General features: G+C 62.7%; 22 protein-coding genes. 8 read left to right on the forward strand and 14 right to left on the reverse strand.

The genetic code is table 11. The features are described 5' to 3' along the window. Positions 1–51: 51 nt before the first annotated feature. The 3 genes from BM193_RS28250 to gluQRS all read left to right on the forward strand — a co-directional run bounded on the left by BM193_RS28250 (position 52) and on the right by gluQRS (position 2,563). Entirely contained in the window at positions 52–474 is a 423-nt protein-coding gene (locus BM193_RS28250; protein WP_139176149.1) for a hypothetical protein, read from the forward strand. A gap of 188 nt (positions 475–662) precedes the next feature. Beyond that, a complete protein-coding gene (locus tag BM193_RS28255; RefSeq protein WP_139176147.1) occupies positions 663–1,223 on the forward strand; it encodes a hypothetical protein in 561 nt (186 codons plus the stop codon). A 419-nt stretch (positions 1,224–1,642) separates the two neighbouring features. Further along, positions 1,643–2,563, forward strand: coding sequence for a tRNA glutamyl-Q(34) synthetase GluQRS (gene gluQRS / locus BM193_RS08520; RefSeq protein WP_092798268.1), 921 nt, complete (start codon positions 1,643–1,645; stop codon positions 2,561–2,563). Between the two features lie 18 nt (positions 2,564–2,581). Here the strand turns inward: gluQRS and pcaF are convergent, their stop codons facing one another. From pcaF to BM193_RS08535, 3 genes are read right to left on the reverse strand one after another with little or no spacing between them, the layout of a single operon-like run. After that, positions 2,582–3,784, reverse strand: a complete 1,203-nt coding sequence (pcaF, locus tag BM193_RS08525; RefSeq protein ID WP_092798267.1) for a 3-oxoadipyl-CoA thiolase — start codon at positions 3,782–3,784, stop codon at positions 2,582–2,584. Continuing rightward, a complete protein-coding gene (locus BM193_RS08530) occupies positions 3,781–4,437 on the reverse strand; it encodes a 3-oxoacid CoA-transferase subunit B (protein ID WP_175533217.1) in 657 nt (218 codons plus the stop codon). Before BM193_RS08530 ends, pcaF begins: the two co-directional genes overlap by 4 nt. Beyond that, positions 4,437–5,102, reverse strand: a complete 666-nt coding sequence (locus tag BM193_RS08535) for a 3-oxoacid CoA-transferase subunit A (RefSeq protein ID WP_092798265.1) — start codon at positions 5,100–5,102, stop codon at positions 4,437–4,439. Before BM193_RS08535 ends, BM193_RS08530 begins: the two co-directional genes overlap by 1 nt. Positions 5,103–5,314: 212 nt before the next feature. Here BM193_RS08535 and BM193_RS08540 point away from each other — a divergent pair, with 212 nt between their 5' ends. After that, positions 5,315–6,169, forward strand: a complete 855-nt coding sequence (locus BM193_RS08540) for an IclR family transcriptional regulator domain-containing protein (protein WP_092798554.1) — start codon at positions 5,315–5,317, stop codon at positions 6,167–6,169. Between the two features lie 98 nt (positions 6,170–6,267). On the opposite strand, the gene BM193_RS08545 is transcribed toward BM193_RS08540, so the two are convergent. Continuing rightward, a complete protein-coding gene (locus tag BM193_RS08545; protein ID WP_092798264.1) occupies positions 6,268–8,499 on the reverse strand; it encodes a TonB-dependent receptor in 2,232 nt (743 codons plus the stop codon). Positions 8,500–9,022: 523 nt separating this feature from the next. On the opposite strand from BM193_RS08545, the gene BM193_RS08550 reads away from it, so the two are divergent. Next, positions 9,023–11,695, forward strand: coding sequence for a hybrid sensor histidine kinase/response regulator (locus tag BM193_RS08550; protein ID WP_092798263.1), 2,673 nt, complete (start codon positions 9,023–9,025; stop codon positions 11,693–11,695). Further along, complete coding sequence (gene bla / locus BM193_RS08555; RefSeq protein ID WP_092798262.1) at positions 11,692–12,585, forward strand: class A beta-lactamase; 894 nt, start codon at positions 11,692–11,694, stop codon at positions 12,583–12,585. Before BM193_RS08550 ends, bla begins: the two co-directional genes overlap by 4 nt. Here bla and BM193_RS08560 read toward each other — a convergent pair whose 3' ends face one another. The 4 genes from BM193_RS08560 to BM193_RS28725 all read right to left on the reverse strand — a co-directional run bounded on the left by BM193_RS08560 (position 12,586) and on the right by BM193_RS28725 (position 14,216). Then, positions 12,586–13,020: a DUF695 domain-containing protein gene (locus BM193_RS08560; protein ID WP_092798261.1), complete on the reverse strand. Its 435-nt coding sequence runs from the start codon at positions 13,018–13,020 to the stop codon at positions 12,586–12,588. A 44-nt stretch (positions 13,021–13,064) separates the two neighbouring features. Continuing rightward, the gene (locus tag BM193_RS08565) at positions 13,065–13,715 is read right to left on the reverse strand and encodes a hypothetical protein (protein ID WP_139176146.1); all 651 of its coding nucleotides are present in this window, start codon (positions 13,713–13,715) and stop codon (positions 13,065–13,067) included. 83 nt (positions 13,716–13,798) lie between these two features. Beyond that, positions 13,799–14,065, reverse strand: coding sequence for a PAAR domain-containing protein (locus tag BM193_RS08570; RefSeq protein WP_092798259.1), 267 nt, complete (start codon positions 14,063–14,065; stop codon positions 13,799–13,801). Between the two features lie 13 nt (positions 14,066–14,078). Beyond that, positions 14,079–14,216, reverse strand: a complete 138-nt coding sequence (locus BM193_RS28725; RefSeq protein ID WP_175533204.1) for a hypothetical protein — start codon at positions 14,214–14,216, stop codon at positions 14,079–14,081. A gap of 172 nt (positions 14,217–14,388) precedes the next feature. Here BM193_RS28725 and BM193_RS08575 point away from each other — a divergent pair, with 172 nt between their 5' ends. Continuing rightward, entirely contained in the window at positions 14,389–15,363 is a 975-nt protein-coding gene (locus tag BM193_RS08575; protein WP_092798258.1) for a nucleoside hydrolase, read from the forward strand. A 13-nt stretch (positions 15,364–15,376) separates the two neighbouring features. Here BM193_RS08575 and BM193_RS08580 read toward each other — a convergent pair whose 3' ends face one another. From BM193_RS08580 to BM193_RS08605, 6 genes are all read right to left on the reverse strand, one after another. After that, positions 15,377–16,372, reverse strand: coding sequence for an extracellular catalytic domain type 1 short-chain-length polyhydroxyalkanoate depolymerase (locus tag BM193_RS08580; protein ID WP_092798257.1), 996 nt, complete (start codon positions 16,370–16,372; stop codon positions 15,377–15,379). Positions 16,373–16,497: 125 nt separating this feature from the next. Then, on the reverse strand, positions 16,498–18,729 hold the full coding sequence (locus BM193_RS08585; protein ID WP_092832277.1) for a TonB-dependent receptor: 2,232 nt from the start codon (positions 18,727–18,729) through the stop codon (positions 16,498–16,500). Between the two features lie 147 nt (positions 18,730–18,876). After that, positions 18,877–19,680 carry an alpha/beta fold hydrolase gene (locus BM193_RS08590; RefSeq protein WP_092798255.1) on the reverse strand — a complete coding sequence of 268 codons (804 nt, stop codon included), beginning with the start codon at positions 19,678–19,680 and terminating at the stop codon, positions 18,877–18,879. Between the two features lie 126 nt (positions 19,681–19,806). Next, positions 19,807–20,445 (reverse strand): TetR/AcrR family transcriptional regulator, encoded by a 639-nt coding sequence (locus tag BM193_RS08595; protein WP_217649394.1) that lies wholly within the window; start codon positions 20,443–20,445, stop codon positions 19,807–19,809. Between the two features lie 85 nt (positions 20,446–20,530). Next, positions 20,531–21,496 carry a bifunctional helix-turn-helix transcriptional regulator/GNAT family N-acetyltransferase gene (locus BM193_RS08600; protein WP_092798254.1) on the reverse strand — a complete coding sequence of 322 codons (966 nt, stop codon included), beginning with the start codon at positions 21,494–21,496 and terminating at the stop codon, positions 20,531–20,533. A gap of 82 nt (positions 21,497–21,578) precedes the next feature. Then, a complete protein-coding gene (locus tag BM193_RS08605; RefSeq protein WP_139176145.1) occupies positions 21,579–22,010 on the reverse strand; it encodes a hypothetical protein in 432 nt (143 codons plus the stop codon). A gap of 128 nt (positions 22,011–22,138) precedes the next feature. On the opposite strand from BM193_RS08605, the gene BM193_RS08610 reads away from it, so the two are divergent. Continuing rightward, complete coding sequence (locus BM193_RS08610; protein WP_092798252.1) at positions 22,139–22,651, forward strand: hypothetical protein; 513 nt, start codon at positions 22,139–22,141, stop codon at positions 22,649–22,651. Positions 22,652–22,681 lie beyond the last annotated feature (30 nt).

Raw genomic sequence — 22,681 nt, forward strand, 5'->3', positions numbered from 1 at the left:
AAAAAAGTATCCTTTGATACAAGAAATGGTTATCTCCTATTAGACGGCATCATGATGGCGCCACTTAACGAATCTGATTTTATTAAAATTGCAAAAGAAAATGACATTGAAATAGAAGACAATAAAACAAACACTTATGTGCACAATTTGTCAACGTGTGGAAGCTTGAATGAGTTTGATTTTGGCATAAATTTTATCTTTGAAAATTATTACATGAAGGGTGTATGGCTATCGTGGGATGGAGGAAATACCAAAAAATATGGATATAACTCAACGGAAAATCAGTTGATATCCGACAAGAACAACCTGACCAGATTACTTGCTAGAGTATTGGAAAAAAATCCTGACGAGGTAAAAAAAACTTTCTCCGCATTCAACTTTCCATGGGGCAGCATTTCAGCTTCAGCATCTATTCAATCAGCGATGGCATCAATTGGAATATCCTGGAATATGCACTATTTTCATACGCAATAAATCAAAGGACAAAAATGAAAATTCTTATTTACCAACATAAGGAATTTTTGTCAAGTGTGACGTTTGAAATTAGAAATGGAACTGATATCCACATTAAGCCGATGGGGAACAATATTGCCTCTACCAACCGTGCTGAATCACCGCAATAATTCATACGAGATGCCTCATTGAAAATTCCGCATAACAGAATGAAAAAATTTGAAATCCCAAGCTATATTTTTGATTTCATTGATGGATTATTGCTCATCAATGAAGAGATTGCATTATCGAAAAAAACTCCAGCAAACGATTTCATAAATAAAATTATCAATACGTTCCATACCAAACCCACAACAACAGGGACTGGAATTTATGTTTTTGATATCAATGGATGGGTAGGCGATTACGTTGTCGAGTTGATTATTGTAAAAGAGAATTTCCCAGAAATAGATTACATAATAATGCATTACTTTGAAAATAATTCTATAGGCAACGGCGTGAGTGAATCATCGTTAGTCAAACAAATTCAAAGAAAGTCTGGCATTCCCGGAAAAATCACAGGGTTATCAGAAATAATATTTCAATTCCCGTGGGGAAGCGTTATCGTACAGCATGACATAAAAATATCCTCATCATGCATGATCTTGCAGTACAAAATAGCCAGAAAATCACCCATCCGATTGAAAATGAATGATAATTGTGAATCGCATATTAATATAGATAAATCTATAAAAGTGCAGCAACGAATAATAGAATACATAAAAAAATAGTGATACATTTTTTCCAAAATCGAGTGAGATACAATGGCTGAATTTATTGAAGAAGCTACCTCGAAAATTAAAAATCTGTCTTCTCAATGAAATTTCTTTTGAGAATACATTGATAGCAATATGTTCTTCAAACTGGCCAGATGAGGGGAGCGTTGTGGCACTGCTGAGTAACAAGTTCAGGGCGAAGAAATTCGACAAGGATTTACATTTCCGCGCGCTGAATGACCCGCATTACGGCAATGAAGAAATTTCATATGTTGAAGATAACGTTACACATTTAATTATCAATTAGGCAGCACCTGGGGCAGCCCAGAATTTGACTTGCCCAGCACCCTGCACGATACTTGCCGCTATCGCCAAAGCTCCCGATCCTGAGCAATAAACCATTAGCGCCTGTCACCACCGCCTACACTCACAGCATGTCGTCTCCGAACTCCCCCTCCTCCCCCTACATCGGCCGCTTCGCTCCCTCCCCCTCCGGTCCCCTGCACATGGGCTCGCTCGTTGCCGCCATGGCCAGCTATCTCGATGCCAAGGTGTATCGCGGCACGTGGCTGCTGCGCATCGAGGATCTGGATTACGACCGCAATGTCGCGGGTGCCGATCTGGGTATCCTGGCCAGCCTGCAGCGCTGCGGCATGCACTGGGATGGCGAGGCGACGTGGCAGAGCAAGCGGCTGCCGCTGTATGAGGCGGCGCTGAAGCAGTTGCAGGATGAGGGTCTCGTGTATGCCTGCGGCTGTTCACGCAAGGAAATCCAGGATTCGAACTTGCAGGCGGGGGCGGCAAAACATGGCGCGACGGTGTATCCGGGCACGTGCCGGCATGGCCTGGCGCCGGGCAAGGCGGCGCGTGCGCTGCGTTTGCGCGTGCCGCAAGGAGCCGACGCCGTCTACAGTTTTGTCGACCGCTGGCATGGGCCGCAGCGGCAGGACCTGGCCAGCGAGGTGGGTGACTTCATCGTGCTGCGCGGCGACGGCTACTGGGCCTATCAGCTGGCCGTGGTGGTCGACGATGGCGCGCAGGGCATCACGCAGGTGGTGCGCGGGGCCGACTTGCTCGACTCCACGCCGCGCCAGCTGTATCTGCAGGACGCCTTGCGCCTGCCGCATCCGGGCTTCCTGCACGTGCCCGTCGTCACCAACGGCAGCGGCGAAAAGCTGTCGAAGCAGACGGGCGCCCTCGCCTTCGATACGGGCACGGATGCCGGCGCGCTGCTGGCGTCGGCCCTGCAGCCGGCCGCCCGCTTCCTCGGCCTGGAGGTGCGCGCCGACAGCGTGGAGGGCTTCTGGCAACGCGCCATTCCCGCCTGGGAACGGCGCCTGGCGCAGCTGGCCTGAGCCAGGCGCGTCAGCGCGTCAGACGCGCTCGATGACGATGGCGATGCCCTGGCCGACGCCGATGCACATGGTGCACAAGGCATAGCGGCCACCGGTGCGGTGCAGCTGGTACATCGCCGTCGTCACCAGGCGCGCGCCGCTCATGCCGAGCGGGTGGCCGAGGGCGATGGCGCCGCCGTTCGGGTTGACGCGCGGGTCGTCGTCGCGCAGGCCCAGCAGGCGCAGCACGGCCAGTCCCTGCGAGGCGAACGCCTCGTTGAGTTCGATGACATCCATCTGGTCGAGCGTCATGCCCAGCTGCGCCAGCACCTTTTGCGTGGCAGGTGCGGGGCCGATGCCCATCACGCGCGGCGCCACGCCGGCCGTCGCCATGCCGACGATGCGCGCCTTCGGCGTCAGGCCATGCCGCGTGGCCGCCTGCGCGCTGGCCAGCAGCAAGGCGCAGGCGCCGTCATTGACGCCCGAGGCATTCGCCGCCGTGACGCTGCCGTCCGGCCGCACCACGCCTTTCAATTTGGCCAGCGCCTCCAGGCTGGACTGGCGCAAGTGTTCATCGTGCTCGAACAGCAGCGGCTCGCCCTTCTTTTGCGCGATCCGCACGCCGACGATTTCCTGCGCCAGGATGCCGTCGGCTTGCGCCTGCGCCGCCTTGCGCTGGCTGTGGAAGGCAAACAGGTCCTGGTCGGCGCGGCTGATGGCGTAGTCGTCGGCGACGTTTTCCGCCGTCTCCGGCATGGCGTCCGTGCCGTACAGCTGGCGCATCAGCGGGTTCGGGAAGCGCCAGCCGATGGTGGTGTCGTAGATGGCCGCGCTGCGCGCGAATGCCGTCTCCGCCTTGCCCATGACGAAGGGCGCGCGCGTCATCGATTCGACGCCGCCGGCCAGCATCAGCGCGCAGTCGCCCGAGGCGATGGCGCGCGCGGCGCTGCCCACGGCATCCATGCCGGAGCCGCACAGGCGGTTCACGGTGGAGCCGGGCACTTCCTGCGGCAGGCCGGCCAGCAGCGCCGACATGCGCGCCACGTTGCGGTTGTCTTCGCCCGCCTGGTTGGCGCAGCCGTAGATCACGTCGTCGATGGCGCTCCAGTCGACGCACGGATTGCGGCGCAGCAGTTCACGCAGGGGCAGCGCGCCCAGGTCGTCGGCGCGCACGTCCTTCAATGCGCCGCCGTAGCGGCCGATCGGCGTGCGCACCGCGTCGCAGATGAAAGCGTGGTTCATGGCTGGCCTCCTGGCACGGGCGGCAGCAGCGGCGCGCCGGTGCGCGCCAGCAGTTCGGTGAAATCGAGGCCGTCGGCCATCGCGCATACGCGCAAGCCTTCGGGCGTGACGTCCAGCACGGCCAGGTCGGTATAGATGCGGTCGACGCAGGCGACCGCCGTCAGCGGATAGCTGCACTGCGCGACGATCTTGCTCTCGCCCGACTTGGTCTGGTGATCCATCATGACGAACACCTTGCGCGCGCCCAGCGCCAGGTCCATGGCGCCGCCGACGGCGGGGATCGCGTCCGGCGCGCCCGTGTGCCAGTTGGCCAGGTCGCCGCCGGCGGACACCTGGAAGGCGCCCAGCACGCAGATGTCGAGGTGGCCGCCGCGCATCATGGCAAACGCATCGGCATGGTGGAAATACGCGCCGCCCGCCAGCAAAGTCACGGGCTGCTTGCCCGCGTTGATCAAGTCTTCGTCTTCCTCGCCCGGCGCGGGCGCGGGGCCCATGCCCAGCAAGCCATTCTCGCTGTGCAGGAAGACTTCGCGGTCGGCCGGCAGGTAGTTGGCGACGCGCGTCGGCAAGCCGATGCCCAGGTTGACGTAGGCGCCATCGGGAATGTCCTGCGCCACGCGGGCGGCGATTTCATCGCGGGTAAATGGGGTAATCATGCTTGCTCCCTGACAACGCGTTGTACATAAATGCCCGGCGTGACGATCACTTCCGGATCGAGTTCTCCCAGCGCCACGACGTCATGCACCTGGGCGATGGTGCAGGTGGCGGCGGCCGCCATGATGGGGCCGAAATTGCGCGCCGCCTTGCGGTACACCAGGTTGCCCCAGCGGTCGCCACGGTGCGCCTTGATCAGCGCAAAGTCGGCATGGATGGGCAGCTCGAAGACGTACTGGCGGCCATTGATCAGGCGCGTCTCTTTTCCCTCCGCCAGCAGGGTGCCGTAGCCGGTGGGCGTGAAGAAGCCGCCGATGCCGGCGCCGGCGGCGCGGATGCGCTCGGCCAGGTTGCCCTGCGGCGTCAGTTCCAGCTCGATCTTGCCGGCGCGGTACAGGGCGTCGAATACCTGCGAATCGGCCTGGCGCGGAAACGAGCAGATGATCTTGCGCACGCGCCCCGCCTTGAGCAGTGCCGCCAGGCCCGTTTCGCCATTGCCGGCGTTGTTGTTGACAATGGTCAGATCGCGCGCGCCCTGCGCGATCAGCGCATCGATCAGCGCGGCCGGCATGCCGGCATTGCCAAAGCCACCGATCATGATGGTGGCGCCATCGGGAACATCGGCCACGGCCCGTTCCAGTGATTCATATATTTTATCGATCACGATATCGTCTTTCCGGTGAAGGTCTTGCTTGTCAATCCGTTCAGTTTGTTCGATAATCGAACAAATGTTTTATTACCGCACAAATTAGTGTACCCATGCGTGCTTGTCGCGGTCAAGCGAAACCTGTGACGAACACAAACGGCAACGACTCGACTAGAATCATCCGACCATGCGGCACGCTGTTGCGTGCGCGCCACCATCCGACCCAGACCATGCCCAAACCAGCCATCCAACGCCCCGCCGGCACGCCATCCGATAGCCCCGCCACGGAACAGGCGGCCGAACTCAGCATCGCCGAACAGATCGACGCGCTCACCGATCCCAATTTCATGACCTCGCTGGCGCGCGGCCTGGCCGTGCTGCGCACCTTCAGCGATACGCGCCGCCCCCTGACCATCGCGCAGATCAGCCAGAAGACGGGCATTCCCCGCGCGGCCGTGCGGCGCTGCCTGCACACGCTGCAGCAGCTCGGCTATGCGGAAGCGGAAATGAACAATTTTTCGCTGCGCCCGAAAGTGCTCACGCTGGGCTATTCCTATCTGTCGTCGACGCCGCTGGCCGTGTCGTCGCAGCCTTATCTGAACAACATCAGCGGCGCCCTCAACGAATCCTCCTCGCTGGCCGTGCTCGACGACAGCGAAGTGCTGTACGTGGCCCGCTCGGCCACGTCGCGCGTGATGTCGGTGGCGCTGAACGCGGGCAGCCGCCTGCCCGCCTACTGCACCTCGCTGGGCAGGGTGATGCTGGCGCACCTGGCGCCCGATGAACTCGACGCTTATTTCGCCAGGACCCGGCTGCGGCCGATGACGGAACGCACCGTCGTCTCGCCAGCGCGGCTGCGCGAGATCCTCGCCGGCGTGCGCCAGGACGGCTATGCCATCAATGACGAGGAACTGGAACTGGGACTGCGCTCGATCGCCGTGCCGGTGCGCGGCGCCTCGGGCAAGGTGCTGGCCGCGCTGAACGTGGGCGCCCAGGCGGCGCGCGTCAGCGCCGCGCAGATGAAGGAGGAATTCCTGCCCGTGCTGCAGCGCGGCGCGCGGGAATTGTCCGTGCTGCTGCCCTGAGGCGCAGCGGAACAGGCATAAAAAAACCCGCCGCGGCGCGAGCCGTCGGCGGGTTGAAGCAGGCGCCGGCATGCACGCCGGCGCCGGGTATCCGGCAATTAGAAGTTGCCTTTGAATTGCACGCCAAACTGGCGCGGCTCATTGATGAAGCCCGTGCGGTTGTTGAAGTCGATGGCGCCCGTGATGCGCTTGGTGTCGGTGATGTTGCGGCCGAAGGCGGCCACTTCATACTTGCCGGCATCCCAGGTGTAGCCCACGCGCAAGCCGCCTTCCAGCATCGGCTTGCCGGCGAACTCCGTCGCTTCATACAGGAAGAAGTTGACCTTGCTGCGGTAAGCCCAGTCCGTGAAGACGAAGAACTCGCCGTTTTCCATCGGGATCGAGTAGCGGCCCGTGGCCGTCACCGTCCACTTTGGCGCTTGCGGCAGCGGGTTGCCATCGATGATGGCGTTGCCGGCGGCGTTCGTCGGATCGGTCACGGTGCAGCGCGCCGGGTTGCAGGTGGCGATCGACAGGCTCGGGTCCTTGATTTCCGTGAAGTTGTAGCTGCCGCCCAGGGACATTTTGAGGCTCGGCGTGACAAAACCTTCCAGCTCCAGTTCCGCGCCACGGCCATTCGTCTTGGCCGCGTTGATCAGGCGCGTCACGTTCGAGGTGCCGCCAACGACGGTCAGCTGCTGGTTTTTCACCTGGTAGTCATACACGCTGAACGCAACGCGCGCGCGGCGGTTGAACAGGTCGGCCTTCACGCCGGCTTCGTACGAGGTGATGGTTTCCGCATCGGCCACGGTGACAGGCACCTTGTCGCTGGCTGGCGCGATGCTTGGCGCGCGAAAACCGGTGGCGATGCGGCCGTAGAAGTTCACATCCTTGTTGTATTTATAGGTGCCGCTCAGGTCCCAGTTGACCTTGGCCTTGCTGACGTCGGCGCTGGTCGGATCGATCTGCGTGACGCGGTCAGCCGTCACCGTGTTGAAATCTTTCTTGTCCTTCGTGTAGCGCAAGCCGGCGCGCAGCATAAAGTCGTCGTTGACGGCATAGTTGACGGAACCGAAGGTGGCCCAGGCCGAGTTCTTCTGGCGGCTGGCCAGGTGCGACGCCAGCACGTGCGTATCGGTATTGAAGGTGTCGGAGAAGCCGTTGGCGTCTTCGTTGAAGTAATACACGCCGGCCTGCCAGTTCAGCGGGCCGGCATTCTTCGATTCGGCGCGGAATTCCTGCGAGTATTGCTTCACGCTCGTGATACCGCCAGCCGTTTCCACCTGGAACGGGATGAAGCCCGGGCCCGTCGGCGCGCCGCCGTCGATGTCGCCGTGCGAGACATAGCTGCCCACGTGCTCGAAGCCGGTGATCGAGTACAGCTTGACGCCGTCCAGGTCCCAGCTCAGGCGGGCGCTGGCGCCGTTGGTGCGCAGGTGCTGGAAGTTCGGCGCGTTGGTGAACGATTTGTTCGGGTCGAAACCATCGACGATGTCGTTCGTGCCTTGCTTGATCATGTTGGCGTAGAACACGCGCGCGCTGCCGGTGGTGTTGCGCTGATGCACATTGAACAGGGCGTTGAACGTCGTGTTCGGCGCGTACAGCAGCTGCACGCGTTCGGCGTGTTCATTGTAGCCGTCCAGCGCATCCTTCTGGCCCGTAAACGTGTTGTCGACGTAGTCGTCGCGGTGCTGGCGCAGGGTCGAGAAGCGCAAGGCCCACTCTTTGCTCAGCGGCACGTTGACGGCGCCTTCGGCATTGATGGTGTTGTGCGTGGCGACCGAACCGCTGTAATAGCCTTCGACCTTGTCCAGGTTCGGCTTGACGGATTCGAACTTGACGACGCCGGCAGGCGTGTTGCGGCCGAACAAGGTGCCTTGCGGGCCGCGCAGCACTTCCACGCCGGCCACGTCGAAGATCGGATAACCCTTGAGGATAGGATTTTCCTGCACCACGTCGTCGTAGATCAGGGAAACCGGTTGCGATGCGAAGATGTTGAAGTCGGTATTGCCGTAGCCGCGGATGTAGAAGCGGGGGAAGGTGCGGCCGTTCGACGATTCCACGTTCAGGCTCGGCACCTTGCCGGCCAGTACGCGGATATCTTGTCCGCCGGACACCAGCACGTCGAGCTTCTCGTCGCGCAGCAGCGACACGGAGACAGGCACGTCGCGGATATTTTCCTTGCGGCGCTGTGCCGTGACGGTCACGGTTTCCAGCTGGCTGGCGGCAGGCGCCGTATCAGCAGCGGCTTCATCAGCATAAGCCGAGCCGATAGGCAAGGCAGCGGACAGAGCCAGCATAGCAGCGCTTTTGGCGCACAAACGCTTGTGCATCTTGGACATCTTGATCATGTGGTTTCCCAGAAGTTTAAAAAAAGAATTGCGAAATCTGTCTTTCTTGCAACTTGTCTCCGGAATGTACGGCGCTGGACGATCGTTTGCACCATCACGGTGCAGCAGCGCGAGCGGATGTCCCCCCGCTCTCGGCGTCACTGGCTCTGCCCTGGCTGTCGCGCACGCTGACAGCGGTTCCGGCCGCATCTCTGGGATGTCTGATGAACACCAACTTTTCAGTAAGGCGCCACTTTATTTCACGCGGCTAATGCGCTGCAAGAATATTGTTATGTAAAATATTCATTCATCAACATAAACGGCTGACTAGTGGTTATTCAGCCACACTACAGGCAGGCTGTTGTTGTTTTGCCGATTTCCGGGCGCGCTCACGGCCGTGCTGGCACAGCGGCAAAAATGCCCTGTGCGTGCCCTGAAAGACAGGCCCGCGCCGGCGTTTGACTGTAATATCGCCGTACTTGAACATGCCGTGCTGCCACATTCCGGTGCAGCGACGGCGCGCCGCACCATAACGACCCTATCCATGCCAGAACCCAGCCAGCACAGCCACAACTCGCCACCTTCCCCGACCGCCGCCCAGGCGGCACATTTGCTGCTGGGCGCGCATTGCGACATCGTCTGGAGCACGAAAACCTTCGGCCTGTTCGACGCCGATCAGCCTTCGTGGCGCGCCTACACGGGCCAGAGCGAAGCGGAGCTGATGGGACGCGGCTGGATCAATGCGCTGCACCCGGACGACCGCAACTTGCCCTACCTCATGCCAACGCAGTTGACCACCGTGTTCGAAACGGAATACCGGCTGCGCCACGTCAGCGGCGCCTACCGCAACGTCGTGGTGCGCATGGTGCCCGTGCGCGCCCCTGATGGCAGCGTGCTTGAATGGATGGGCTCGCATTGCGACGTGACGCAGCAACGCCAGACGGAGCAGCGCTTGCGCCTGGCCATGCAGGGTGGACGCATGGGCACGTGGGAAATCGACCTGGGCAGCGGCAGCATGACGTGTTCCGACGCCTTCAAGGTCAACTTCGGTTTTCCGCCCGCAGCCAGCATCGATTACGCGCAATTGACGGGAAGCATGCTCGATGGCGACCTGCAGCATTGGCAAAACGTCGTGCACGCGGCGATCGCCAGCGCCAGCGATTTCGAGGTCGATATCCGCATGCGCTGGCCCGACGGCTCGCTGCACTGGGCGCACATGCGCGGCACCTGCGCCAGCGATGGCGCCGGCAACGTCATCGCCCTGTCCGGCATCTCGCTTGACTTGACGGCCAGCAAGCACAATGAAGAAACCTTGCGACTGACCCTGGCCGCGGGCGAGGTGGCCACCTGGAACTGGGACATCGTCGCCGACAGGGTCACGGCCGACAACAACATGGCACGTTTGTTCCCCATCGATGCCGGTGCAGCCGCCGCCGCGCCGCTGGCGCGCTACCTGGAGATCATCCATCCCGACGACCGCGCCCAGGTCAGCGCGCACATCGCGCAGGCGCTGCGGGAACATACGCCGTTCGAGGCCAGCTACCGTGTCGGCGCCAGCGATGGCCAGTACCGCTCGGTCATCGCGCGCGGCCGCGTGGAATACGCGGCCGATGGCACGCCCTTGCAATTGCCGGGCGTCCTGCTCGACATTACGCGACAGAAACAGGTGGAAGATGCGCTGCGCCGCAGCGAGGAACGCTACCGCACCTTGATCGAGCTGATGGACCAGGCCTTTTGCGTCATCGAAATGCTGTACGACGAGCAAGGCCGGCCCGTGGATTTCCGCTACCTGGAAGGCAACCCCGCCTTCGTCAAGCAATCGGGCCTGGAAAATGCCATCGGCAAGACCATCCGCAGTTTCGTGCCCGAGCACGACCAGCACTGGTTCGACCTGTACGACCAGGTCGTCAAAACCGGCGAGCCCGTGCGTTACGAAAACGAGGCCGTGGCCATGGAGCGCTGGTTCGAAGTGTTTGCCGCGCGCCTGGGCGGCCCCGGCAGCCGCCTGCTGACGGTGCTGTTCAGCGACATCAGCGAGCGCAAGCGCTCGGAGCAGCAACTGCGCCAGCTGGCCGACAACCTGTCCGAGATGGACCGGCGCAAGACGGAATTCCTGGCCACCCTGGCGCATGAACTGCGCAACCCGCTCGCGCCCATCCGCAATGGCCTGCAGATCATGCGCCTGGCCGCCGACAAGCCGGCCACCGTGGCGAGAGTGCGCGACGTGATGGAGCGGCAAGTCAATCAGATGGTGCACCTGGTCAATGATTTATTGGACGTGGCGCGCATCACGCGGGGGCAGATCGAGCTCAAGCTGGAACGCACGGACTTGAAAACCATCATCGCGGGTGCCGTGGAAACGAGCATGCCGCTGATCGAGGCCAGCCGCCACCAGTTGCAGGTGCAGGTCGCTGAAGCGCCGTTGCCGCTCAGCGCCGATCCCACGCGCCTGGCGCAGGTGCTGGGCAATCTGCTCAACAATGCCGCCAAATACACGCCCACGGGCGGCCACATCACCTTGCGCGCGCGGCGCGACGGCAGCCAGGCCGTGATCGAGGTGCAGGACAGTGGCGTGGGCATCCCGGCCGAATCGCTGCCCACCGTCTTCGACATGTTCACCCAGGTGGGACAGAACATGGGCCGCGCGCAGGGCGGGCTGGGCATCGGCCTGTCGCTGGTGCGGCGCCTGGCCGAATTGCACGGCGGCAGCGCCACGGCGGCCAGTCCCGGCGCCGGCCTGGGCAGCACGTTCAGCGTGCGCCTGCCGCTGCTGGCGGCGCCGCCGGCGATCGCGCCGGAACCGGCGCTCCCTGGTGCCACCGCGGCCACGCGCCACTTCCACGTGCTGGTGGTCGATGACAATGTCGATGCGGCCGATACCCTCGCGGCCGTGCTCGACATGATGGGCCACACCACGCAAGTGGCGCACGATGGCGCGCAGGCGCTGGCGATGGCGCCGCAATTCTTGCCTGACGTGATCTTCCTCGATATCGGCCTGCCCGGCATGAGCGGCTACGAGGTGGCGCGCGCGCTGCGCCAGACTGCCGCCGGCAGCAAGGTCATCCTTGTCGCATTGACGGGCTGGGGCGCCGAAAACGACCGCAGCCAGTCGAGCGCGGCCGGTTTCGACCACCATCTGACCAAACCGGCCAACCTGCTCGCCATCGGCGAACTGCTGGCTACCCTTTCCCCCCCCAACAACACTCCCAGACCATGACTGACGCCCCGAACCACGTCCGCCGCCACCTCCTGCTGGCCAGCGGCGTTGCCTTGCTGTGCCCCACGCCGCTGCTGTTTGCCGCGCCCGCCACCGGCATCGCCAGCGCCCACACGCAGCTGGCCGCGCTGGAACAGGCCGCCGGCGGACGCCTCGGCGTTGCCGCCTGGCGCCAGGGCGTCGAGCAGCGCGTTGCCTATCGCGCCGACGAACGCTTTCCCCTGGCCAGCACCTTCAAGGCCATGCTGGCTGGCGCCGTGCTGGCCCGCAGCGTCAGCCAGCCGGGCTTGCTGGACCAGCACGTGCGTTACGAGAAAAAGGAACTGGTCACGTATTCGCCCATCACGGAAAAGCATCTGGCCGACGGCATGCGCGTGGCCGACCTGTGCGCCGCCACCTTGCAGTACAGCGACAATAGCGCGGCCAATTTCTTGATGAAAATATTGGGCGGGCCGCAAGCCGTGACGGCGTTTGCGCGCAGCATCGGTAATACCGTATTCCAGCTGGAACGCTGGGAAACGGAATTGAATAGCGCCATCCCGGGCGAAGTGCGCGACACGGCCAGCCCCGCGTCGATGGCGCACAGCTTGCAGCAATTGTTATTGGGAAATAGCTTGCCGGCCCCGCAGCGCCAGCAGCTCGATGCCTGGATGCGCGGCAACACGACAGGCGACAAGCGCATCCGCGCCGGCGTGCCGGCCGGCTGGCAGGTGGCGGACAAGACGGGCTCGGGCGCGTATGGCAGCGTCAACGACATCGGCGTGGCCTACCCGCCCAGCGGCGCGCCGCTGGTGATCGCCGTGTACTACACGCGCGAACAGAAAAACGCGGACACCAACCAGGACATCATCACGGCCGCCACGCGCATCGTGACGGCCGCATTGGTGTAATTACTTCGGCAAGGCGGCCATGAAGCCCGCATACGTGGACCAGGCGGGATCGGCCGCGCTGCGGATTTCAATGGGGAACTTTGGACGCGGCGCCAGCGCCGTGTTCAGGCGGTTGAAGAATTCCTCGCCCGACTGCGTGTAATAAATCCATTCGCGCAAGTTTTCGCCCGTCGATACCAGGGCCAGGGTGGCAAAGCCCTCTTCTTCCACCACGGGCGCCAGCGCCGCTTCCAGTTCTTCCATGTGCTCGCGCTCGTTCGGCGCGGGCATGCCCGTCTCGTCTTCGTAGCGCCAGGCGATGATGATGCGGTCCGGCTGCGACGACAGGTCCCAGTCGTCGTGGAAGGCATCGACGTAGCGGTAAATGATGGCCATCTCGTCGCTATGCGTGACGATGGTGCCCCAGCTGCGGGCGGAAGTGGAATTCTGGTTCATGGTTGCAACAGTCAAAAAGTGAAATCAGGCAAAGGGCGAGCAGTCTACAGCACCGGCGGGCAAGTCACATTCCACGCGTCATACTGGGCCCCGCTCTTGCGCAGCCAGACGCGCGCGTAGCTGTCGCGGTCGCTCTTGAACACGAGCGCATAGCGTTCCTCGGCGCGCGGGGCGGCGGCGCCCACGTCGACGGCCGCCAGCGTAAACTTCAGCGCCCGCAGCGGCGCGCAGGCCGTATTGCCCGCCATCAGCAATCGCGCCCGCTCCAGCAGCGACTTCTGGTACAGCAGCACGCCCTCCAGTTCCGTATCGGGAATACGCTGCAGCATGCGCACGGGCTCGGCCACAGGGCGGCAGGTGCCACGGTCCAGCCAGGCAAAATACTCCATGCCCGCCTCTTGCCAGCCACTGCCATGCAGCACGAACTTGGTGCGCTGCGTGCGGCACAGCGCGCCATGGCCGCGATACGGCGGCGCCTCCACGCTGCCCACCACTTCGCTGCCACGGCCACCGACCACGGGCACGCTCTCGAACACGGTGCGCACCGCCGCCTCGCCCGGATACTGCTGCGCATAAAACGCCAGCAGGGACGCGCGCTGCTGCGCATCCCCCACCACCCCATCGGCGGCACCGGCAGCGCCACACACGGCCGCTACGGCACACAGCGCCACAGGGCGCAAGAAACATCCTCGCATGTCATTCCTTTATTGGATACGGGAGCGGGCATCGCTCAAGCGCCGATTATATAGTTACCAGGAAATACAGGGAGGACGCTCGGTCACGAGCTGCTGAAGCTGGCGCCGCCCGCCAGCAGCTTGGCGCCGCAAGTGGTGGTATCGCCTTCGAAGGCGATGGCGATGCCGTTGATGGTGTGCCGGGACGACCCGCTGGCAATGGTGCAGCCCTGATGCCCCTTGATGGGGCAACTGCACAAGTCCCCGACGCAGGCGACGGCAATACCATTGACCGTGAAGTGCGTGGCGGCACAACCGAGCACCTTGCCGCCATGCGACGTGGCGTCGCCCAAACGGATGACTTTGCGCATGCTGCCTCCCTTGCTACTTGTCCGCCGAGCTTTCCAGGATGGCTTCCACCGATGGCGCCGCATAGTTGGCCGGATCGACGGCCGGCGTGACGCGGCTGCGGAAGATATCGCCATTGGCGTCCTGCTGCCATCCATGGCTGTCTCCGGTCATGCTGCACAATCAAGCTGGAGAATCGACAATGCCATGAGACGAAAACAGAAAACTTGATATTTAGTAAGAATTCCCCATCAGGCTTACTCCATCCCACAATATTTCCAGCGGTCCTGGTTCAAGGGACGCGCCTGCTAAAATCGGCGCGCCTTCACACTACTACAGGTCTGCCATGTTCCCCTGCCTCTCCCTGCTGCGCCGCGCTGCGCTCTCTTCCGTTCTGCTGTTCACGGCACTGTGCGCCAGCCACGCCAGCGCCGCGCCCGCGCACAAGGTCATCGTCGACATGGATATCGGCGACGATATCGACGACGCCTTTGCCCTGGCGCTGTTGCTGCAAAGTCCCGAGATCGAGATCGTCGGCATCACCACCGCCTGGGGCGACACGGCCTTGCGGGGACGCCTGCTGGAACGCCTGCTGCGCGAAACGGGCCATGCCGACATTCCCGTCGCGCAAGGCATCGCCACGCCCAACCCGACGCCGTTCACGCAGGCGCGTTACGCGCAACGCGGTGCTCTGCCTGCCCTGGCGCCGCAGGATGCCATCGATTTCATCTTGCGCGAAATCAAGCGCCAGCCCGGGCAGATCACGATGCTGGCATTGGGGCCGCTGACGAATATCGGCGCCGCCATCGCGCGCGATCCCGCCACCTTCGGCAAGGTGAAACAGGTGGTCATGATGGGCGGCTCCGTGCGCGCCGGCTACCGCAAGTCGCAGTACGTGCCTGCGCGCCCGGCCGACAGGGAATACAACATCGTTTCCGACGTCAACGGTGCGCAGGCGCTGTTCGCCTCAGGCGTGCCGATCGTCATGATGCCGCTCGATTCGACGCAGATACGCCTCGATGAAGTGGAGCGCAACGCCATCTTCGGCCACGGCTCGCCGCTGACGGATGCCGTCACCCTGCTGTACCACCAGTGGATCGCTGCGTATCAGCCATGGTCCAGCAACATGCCGTCGCTGTTCGACGTGGTGCCCGTCACCTGGCTGATCGACCCGGCCAGCTGCCCCGCCACGCCGCTGCGTATTGCCGTCGCGGATGACGGTTACACGCGCGAGGTGGCGGGCCAGCCCAACGCGCAGGTGTGCCTGGCGTCGGACCAGCCGCGCTTTTTCCGCATCGTCATGCAGCGCCTGCTGAAGTAAATATCAGCTCCGTTCAGCGCTGGTAATTCTTGAAGAAATTCCAGCTGATGACGGTGGCGTCCGGCCCCAGCTCATCGCTGAATGGCCAGCCGGGAGGCCCGCCGCTCCACGCGTGGTTCATGCCCTCGACCGTGTACTTTTGCGCGATGACGGCGCCGCTGTGCAGATACGTGTCGATGGAATAGCTGCGGCCGTACGGCACCGTCTGGCGCACGATGCTGTCGGCACGGTAGCGCACGCTGTCATTGTCGAGGCCATCGTCGCCGTAGTCGCTGGTCTGCAGGAATTGCTCGATGGTTTGCTCGCCGTTGACGGGGTTGACGACGATGTCCGAAGTGCCGTGGAAGACCATCGTCGGCATCAGCCGGCGCGGCGAGCCGGAGCAGCGCCAGGCATCCTTGCCGCGCACTTTCGGGTCGAAGGAACTGCCGTTGAACAGCGAGTCGGCGGCCGTGACCATGCCCGTGGCGCCCTTGTACATGCCGCCCGAATGCACCATCACGGCGGCGAACACGTCGGAATAGCAGGCGGCCATGATGGAGGCCATGGCGCCGCCCGCCGAGATACCCGTGACATACACGCGGCTGTCCTGCACCGCATATTTGTTCTTGACCTTGTTCAAGATACCCATCAGCACGGCCGGCTCGCCCGTGCCCCGTTCCTGGTTCAAGGGCAGCATGAAATTCCAGCAGCGCATGGGGTTGGCCGTGACGTTCTGGCGCGGATAGACGACGATGAAGTTTTCACTGTCGGCCAGCTCGTTGTAGCGGCTGACGGCCGCCATGCTGTTCGGCTCGGACCCGCAGCCATGCAGCATCAGCACCACGGGCAGTGGCGTATTGGCGTTGTAATTGCTCGGTAGCCAGACCTGGTACTCGCGCGAGCCCCACAGGCTCGCGTACAGGCCGAAATCCCATTGCCCGGCGGCAGCCGGCAGCGCGGCCAGCAAGCCGCAGGCGGCGATGAGTGCAGAGAATATGTGACGCAGTTGCTGATGCAGATGTGCCATGCCAGTCTCCTGATTATTATTCACGACGAAAACAGCGACAATGAACCGGCTTGGACCTTGGCCAGACCGGCACTCCTGACCGGCGGGGCCGGACCCAACGGATCCGGCCCCGGCAGTGAAGACCCTTAAAATTTGTAACCGGCCTTGGCGATGATCTGGCGCGGCGGGCCATAGAAACCGTCGAGGATGAACAGCGCCGGAATGTTGTAGCCATCCGTGCGGTAGCGCTTGTTGCCCAGGTTGCTGCCGTGCAAACTGAAGGTCCAGTTCTTCGGCGCTTCCCATACCACGCCGGCCGTCCACATGCTGTAGCCGCCCTGCGCCAGCACTTCGCTCAAGTCCGTGGTCGGATACACCTTGCTGCGGTAGCCGTAACCGACCATGCTGCGCAGCGCGCCGCCGAACACATCGCGGTCCGTGCGCGTCAGGTTCAAGCCCACCTGGCGGCGCGGCGTATTGCTGAACTTTTGCGTGTCCGCGATGTTCTTGCCGCCGCTCATGAACTCGTCGTAGCTGGCGTTCAGCAAGGCGAGGAAACCATTGACTTCCCACTGGCGGTTCGGCCGCCACGAGAATTCGAACTCGGCCCCTTTGACGGTCGCCTTGCCCGCATTCGTGAAATCGCCATAGAAGCCGGGCAAGCCGCCCGGCTGCACATAGCTGGTGAAGACGGACAATTGAATGTCCTTGTAGCGGTTGGTGAACAGGGCCACGTTGGCGTCGAAGGTATCGTCCGGCGCCGCGTACTTCATGCCCACTTCCAGCGCGTCGAGCTTTTCATCCTTGTACGGCCGCGCCGAGTCGGGCACCACCAGGTTGTTGGCGCGCACGTTGTAGCCGCCCGATTTGAAACCGCGCGACAGGTTGCTGTAGAAATTCGTCGTCTTCGACGCTTCGTAGCGCACAGACAATTTCGGCGAGGTATTGCTGACGGAAAGCGACTTGTCGAAGTCGGCCGCCGTCTGGATCGGACGCGTAAAGCCGGCGTCCGCAAAGGCGCGGTTGAGGACGATGGCGCGCTTTTCCTCGCGCGTGTGGCGCAAGCCCGCGTTGATGCTCCAGACCTTGCCCACCGGCCAGGTCCAGTCCGTGTACAGCGCCGTGCTGTCCGTTTCCACCGTGCTGACGGCGGCCTGGAACTGGCGGCCCAGGAAGTTGTTGTAAATGCCGCCGCCGGCCGTGCCTTCGAAGCGGTACAGGCCGATGACGCCGGCGCCATAATCGCCGCTGTACGAGGCTTGCAATTCCAGGCTTTTCTGCTCGTCGCGCGAGTCGCCGAAGACGTCGGCGATCGGCTGCGGCAAGCCGTCGAAGTCGATGGTCTGTTCGGAGGTGCTGCGCCGCTTGGCGCCGATGACTTTCACCGACCAGTCGTTCGAAACGGTGTAGTTGGCCACCAGCGAGCCGCCCCGGTTGTGCGTGAAGTTATTGCCTGGCATGCCGCTCTGGATGTCATACGCATCCGTGCTGGGCGGACGCTTGAGCGGGTCGAAGGCGCTCACGCCCATGCGCTGGAAGCCGCGCACGCCCGACTTGTCATCGGTGGCGTCCAGGCTCAGCACGACGGTCAAGGGTATGTCTTGCGGAAAGTAACCGACGGAGAGGCGCGCGGCCGTGCTGTCCTGGTCGCTGACCTGTTCGCCATTGAACGTATTGCGGCCGAAGCCGTCGCGGTCCAGCTTGGCGGCGGCCAGGCGCGCGCGCCAGGTGCCGTTCTCGCTGGCCACATTGAAGGCGGCCTTGAAATTGCGCTGATTATAGTTACCGATCCCCACTTCCGCCGAACCGCCGTTTTCCTTCGCCAGCGGACGCGAAATGTACTTGATGGCGCCGCCGATGGTGTTCTTGCCATATAAGGTGCCTTGCGGACCGCGCAGCACTTCGATGCGCTGCACGTCGAAGACGTCGAGCAAGGCGCCCTGCGGACGCGCCATGTAGACGTCGTCGAAATAAATGCCCACGCCCGGGTCCACCCCCCAGACGGGGTCGGCCTGGCCCACGCCGCGGATGAAGGCCGTCAGGGTGGTGTTCGTGCCGCGCGAGGCGTACACGGTCAGGTTCGGCACGCGCTCCTGCAAGTCGGCCAGGTTCTGGATATTCGCCCGTTCCAGCGCCTTGGCGGAAAACGCCGTGACGGCCAGCGGCACGTCCTGCAAGCGCTCCTCGCGGCGGCGGGCGGAGACCGTGACGGTGTCCATGCGTTCCTTCGCCTCGCTGGCCTCGCTGGCGCTCTGGGCGCTGGCGGCGGCAGACGTGGCGGCTTCCTGCGCCTGGGCTTGGGTGGAAAAACTGAAGGCGCCGGCAACGGCGAGAGCGGCGGATAAGGGGTTCAAAGCGGGGTTCAAAGCAAGTTTCATAGCGTCTCCAATGTCAGGCTTGCTTACCGCCAGGGAAAACGGCCGGATTCCAGAATCGCAAGACGTAACGGTACCCGCGCGCAAAAAGCGTGCACCTGCCTTGCGATGACTGTTTCCCGGCCCCTGCCCGTGCGGCGAGTGGCCTGTTTATTTTGAATGTGTAGCGAGGAAGGACTGCAACAAGGTATTCACACGCTGCGCCTGGTCCAGGGGCGTGGCGTGGCGCGAATTCGCAATCAGCTCGAACTCGCAATGCTGAAACTGTGCGGCAAAGACCCGCTTGCATTCGACGGGCGTGTAATCCTGGTCGGCCGCCATGATGAGGACGGGCATGGCCAGGGCCTGGAAGTGAATATCGATATCCCAGTGGAAAATGGCGTCCAGCGCGGCCAGGTAGGCGCGCTTGTCCATGCCCGCCATCTGCGTGGCGAAGCGCTCGACCAGCGCCTGCTGGGCCGGCTCGGGGAACAGCTTCCTGCCGATGATCTTGCCCATGGATTTCAAGCCGAAGGTGGCGATCACCGTGCGCCGCAGCCAGTAGGCAAACAGCAGCGCGGCCGGTTTGCGGCCCTGGAAGGGCTGCGAATTGATCAGGCACAGACTGGCCACCCTGCCCGGCGCGCGGTTGGCCATTTCCAGGCCCACCATGCCGCCCAGCGAAAAGCCGACGATGTGCGCGCGCGGCACGTCGAGCTGGTCCATCAAATTGAAGAGGTCGTTGGCAAAATCGCCGATCTGCCAGTCGCCGCGCGGAGCGGGACTGCGGCCATGGCCGCGCAGATCGGGCACGATCAGGCGATAGCGGCTGCCGAGGGCATCGATTTGCGGGCGCCAGTCCTCGGCGCAGGAACCGAGTCCGTGCAGCAGAAAAATAGGCTCTGACTGCGTGGGATCGCCCTTGCCCAGGTCGAGGTAATGCAATGGAACATCGGATGTCGTGTGACGCCGCATTCTGTCTCCTTGCTGTTGAACATGCTTTGTGTTCAGGTGCAGGAATCTGTTTTCCTGCTGTTGGAAAACATAATACGGAATCCGAATTCCGATTTCAAGTTAAATCGCTAAATATCGCAGCTTATCTCAGGTCAGGTAATTTAAAGCAACACGCACCAGTTCATCCTCCAGCGCCGCACCCGACAAAAAGGACAAGGAACCCGTCAAGGTATGCTGGTTCAGGATGCCCAGCAGCACGGGCGGCACCACCATCATCGCCTGCGTGGGGTTCGGGTGGCGGATGCTGGAAGACTTGCTGGCCAGCACGGCCACCGTGCGCTGCGAGATCAGATGATTGATCTGGTGCACCCGGTCGCGGAATTGCGCATCCTGCGAGGCGCGCGTGATGAGCGCCCGCAGGACGCCGCTGCGCCCCCCGTTCACGGCCACGAACATGGCCACCATGGCGCGGATGAACTCTTCCAGGCTGCGCCCTTCCCACTGGCGCAGTTCCGTCAGGGTCTCGACTTTTTCCACCATATCGGAAAAAAAGCGCTGCAGCAGCAGGCGGCTCAGGGTGTCCTTGTCGCCCAGCAGGCGGTAAAACGTGCCCACCGAGGTTTCCGCCAGCCGGGCCAGGTCGGCCACGCCGATTTCATCGAAACGGTTTTCCGCCAGCAACTGCTCGCCCACCAGCAGCAGGCGCTCGAACGCCTGCTTGCTGCGCGCCTGGGTGGGCTCGGGTGGAACGATCATCTGCGGGAAGGGCATCGGGAAGGAAGGCATGCGGCGTCGGCGTCTTTCGATAGTGGAACCATGGTTCCGTTATGGGTGCGCGTATTGTAACGCGAGCGGCGGCCAATAGGGGCGTTCAGCTGCGTTGCCTGCCCTGCCATTCCATGTACACATCGGCGCGCTGGTAATGCGCCTCGCCCGCCGGCCGCGCCACGTGGACAAAACCGCTGCTTTCATACAGGCCGATGGCGGGCGCCAGCTTGCTGTTCGATTCCAGGAACAGCAGCCTGGCGCCGCTGGCCTCGAAGGCGTCGAAGGCCCGTTCGATCAGCCGGCGCGCAATGCCCAGTCCCTGGCACTCGGGCGTGACGGCCATCTTCGACAATTCAACAGCGTCACCGCCGGCGCGGATCAGGGCGCAGGTGCCGACGATACGGCCATCGAGGCGCGCGAGGAAAATCCGCCCGCCGGCGTCGAGGATCGAGCTTTGCGGATCGGACAGCACCTGGTCGTCGAGCGCCTCGACATAAAAGTATCGTTCCAGCCAGGCGATATTCAGGCGCTTGAAATCGGCCGCGTGGGCGGCGTCATAGTCGATGATGTCGACGGCGGCCCGCTCGCGCTGGCGCCGGCACGCGGCGATGGTCTCGCCGAAACCCTGCGCCTGCAAGCGCGCCTCGGCCCGGTCCAGGCTGGCCATCAGCTGCGGCGTGCCTTGCTCGAAGACGGCATCGACGGCCACGCGCACATCGTCCCACAGGGGGGCCATGTTGCGCAGCAGCGCCAGCCCGGCGTCGGACAGCGCCAGCAGGCGGCGCCGCTCGTCTTTCGGGTCCTGCATCTCCACCACGACACCGGCGTCGAGCAGCTTGCGCCCCAGCTGCACCACCACGGGATGCGTCTGCCCGATCTGCGCGGCCAGCGCCGTGATCGAGGTGGGCCCGTTGTCGCGCAGCAGCAGTAACAGGGGGAAACAGCGCGACGTCAGTTCGACGCCGGCCGCCAGATAGCTGGCATCGACACCGGCATACAGTTGATCGGAAAGACGGCGCAGGCGGCTGGCCAGCATCAGGGAGCCGTAGGTTTGCAGATTGGAAGACATGAGATCGGGATATATGTAAGTAGTTACGTATACCCTAACGCAAACCAACTTTCGGTGTCAAGCGTCGGCGCCTGTTCATCGCCTATTCATCATCCTCATCGACCAGCGCCGCCTGCAGCCTGACCTGGAATACCGTCTCGACGACCTCCCCCAGCCCCGGCCACACCTGCATCAGCCAGCGCTTGCCGTCCTCGCTCACCGCCACATACGGCGCGTCGCGCGTGGCGCAGGCCCGGCCAATCGCGATGACTTGCCCCGCATCGTCCTGGCCGCCGGCGATCATGGCGGCGATGGGCAAGGCGATCAGTTCGGCGGTCAGATGCGGACGCAGCACGCAGGCGGGCGCGATGATGGCGAACGACGCCTCCACGTAACTCCAGCAGTTGGTGGGCCAGTGGGCAGCCTTGACGGCCTCGATGAAGGCCGCGTCGCTGATCGTTTCAGGATGGGCTTGCGCCCGCGCATACAAGGCGGCCAGGGCGACGAGTTGGGGCGGGGAAGTCCAGGTGGGCATCAACTTGATCCAGATAGTGCCGCGCGAGGCTGGCGGCAAAGGCGGACTGTAGCATGTTCAATCAGCACGCTGAAATACCGATGAACGGGGCATAATCATGGCCGACGCCACTCTCGCCAGCCACCGCCATGCCAACCGCCTTTGAATTCTGGAAAGCCGAATTGCTAATTGTGGGCAACATCATCCAGGATGGCGACGCCGCCACGCCGCCCGAGGACGTCCAGCGGCGTTTCCAGCGCTATTGCGCCATGCTCGATGCCTTGACGGGCACGGAAGGCCCGCACTACGCGCTGGCCATTATGCAATCCGTGCAGGCCGAACACGATTACGGCGCCTACCAGACGGCCAGCCGCGCCGCCTGGCGCTTCGGCGAACACGCCTACTGCGCCGCCCTGCTGCACGAACTGCCGCGCCTGATCGCCGACTTGCCCGACTGGGCAGGAGACTTTCTCGTCGGCATCGCCAACGGCGCCGGCACGGCCCACGCCTCGGCGATTAGCTGCTTCAACACCTTGCTGGCCGCCGCGCCGCCAGCGCAGCAGGCGCTGATCGCCAGCTTCATCGCCCGGGAAGAGGACGATGGCTGGTTCGAGCATTGCCCGGGCGTGCTGGGGCATCTGCACGGCCAGAGCAGCGCCTGAGTACAAGCGCCGCACCGCCTCCTTTTCTTG

The organism is Janthinobacterium sp. 344 (assembly GCF_900112025.1).
In the GTDB taxonomy this organism is placed as follows: domain Bacteria; phylum Pseudomonadota; class Gammaproteobacteria; order Burkholderiales; family Burkholderiaceae_D; genus Janthinobacterium.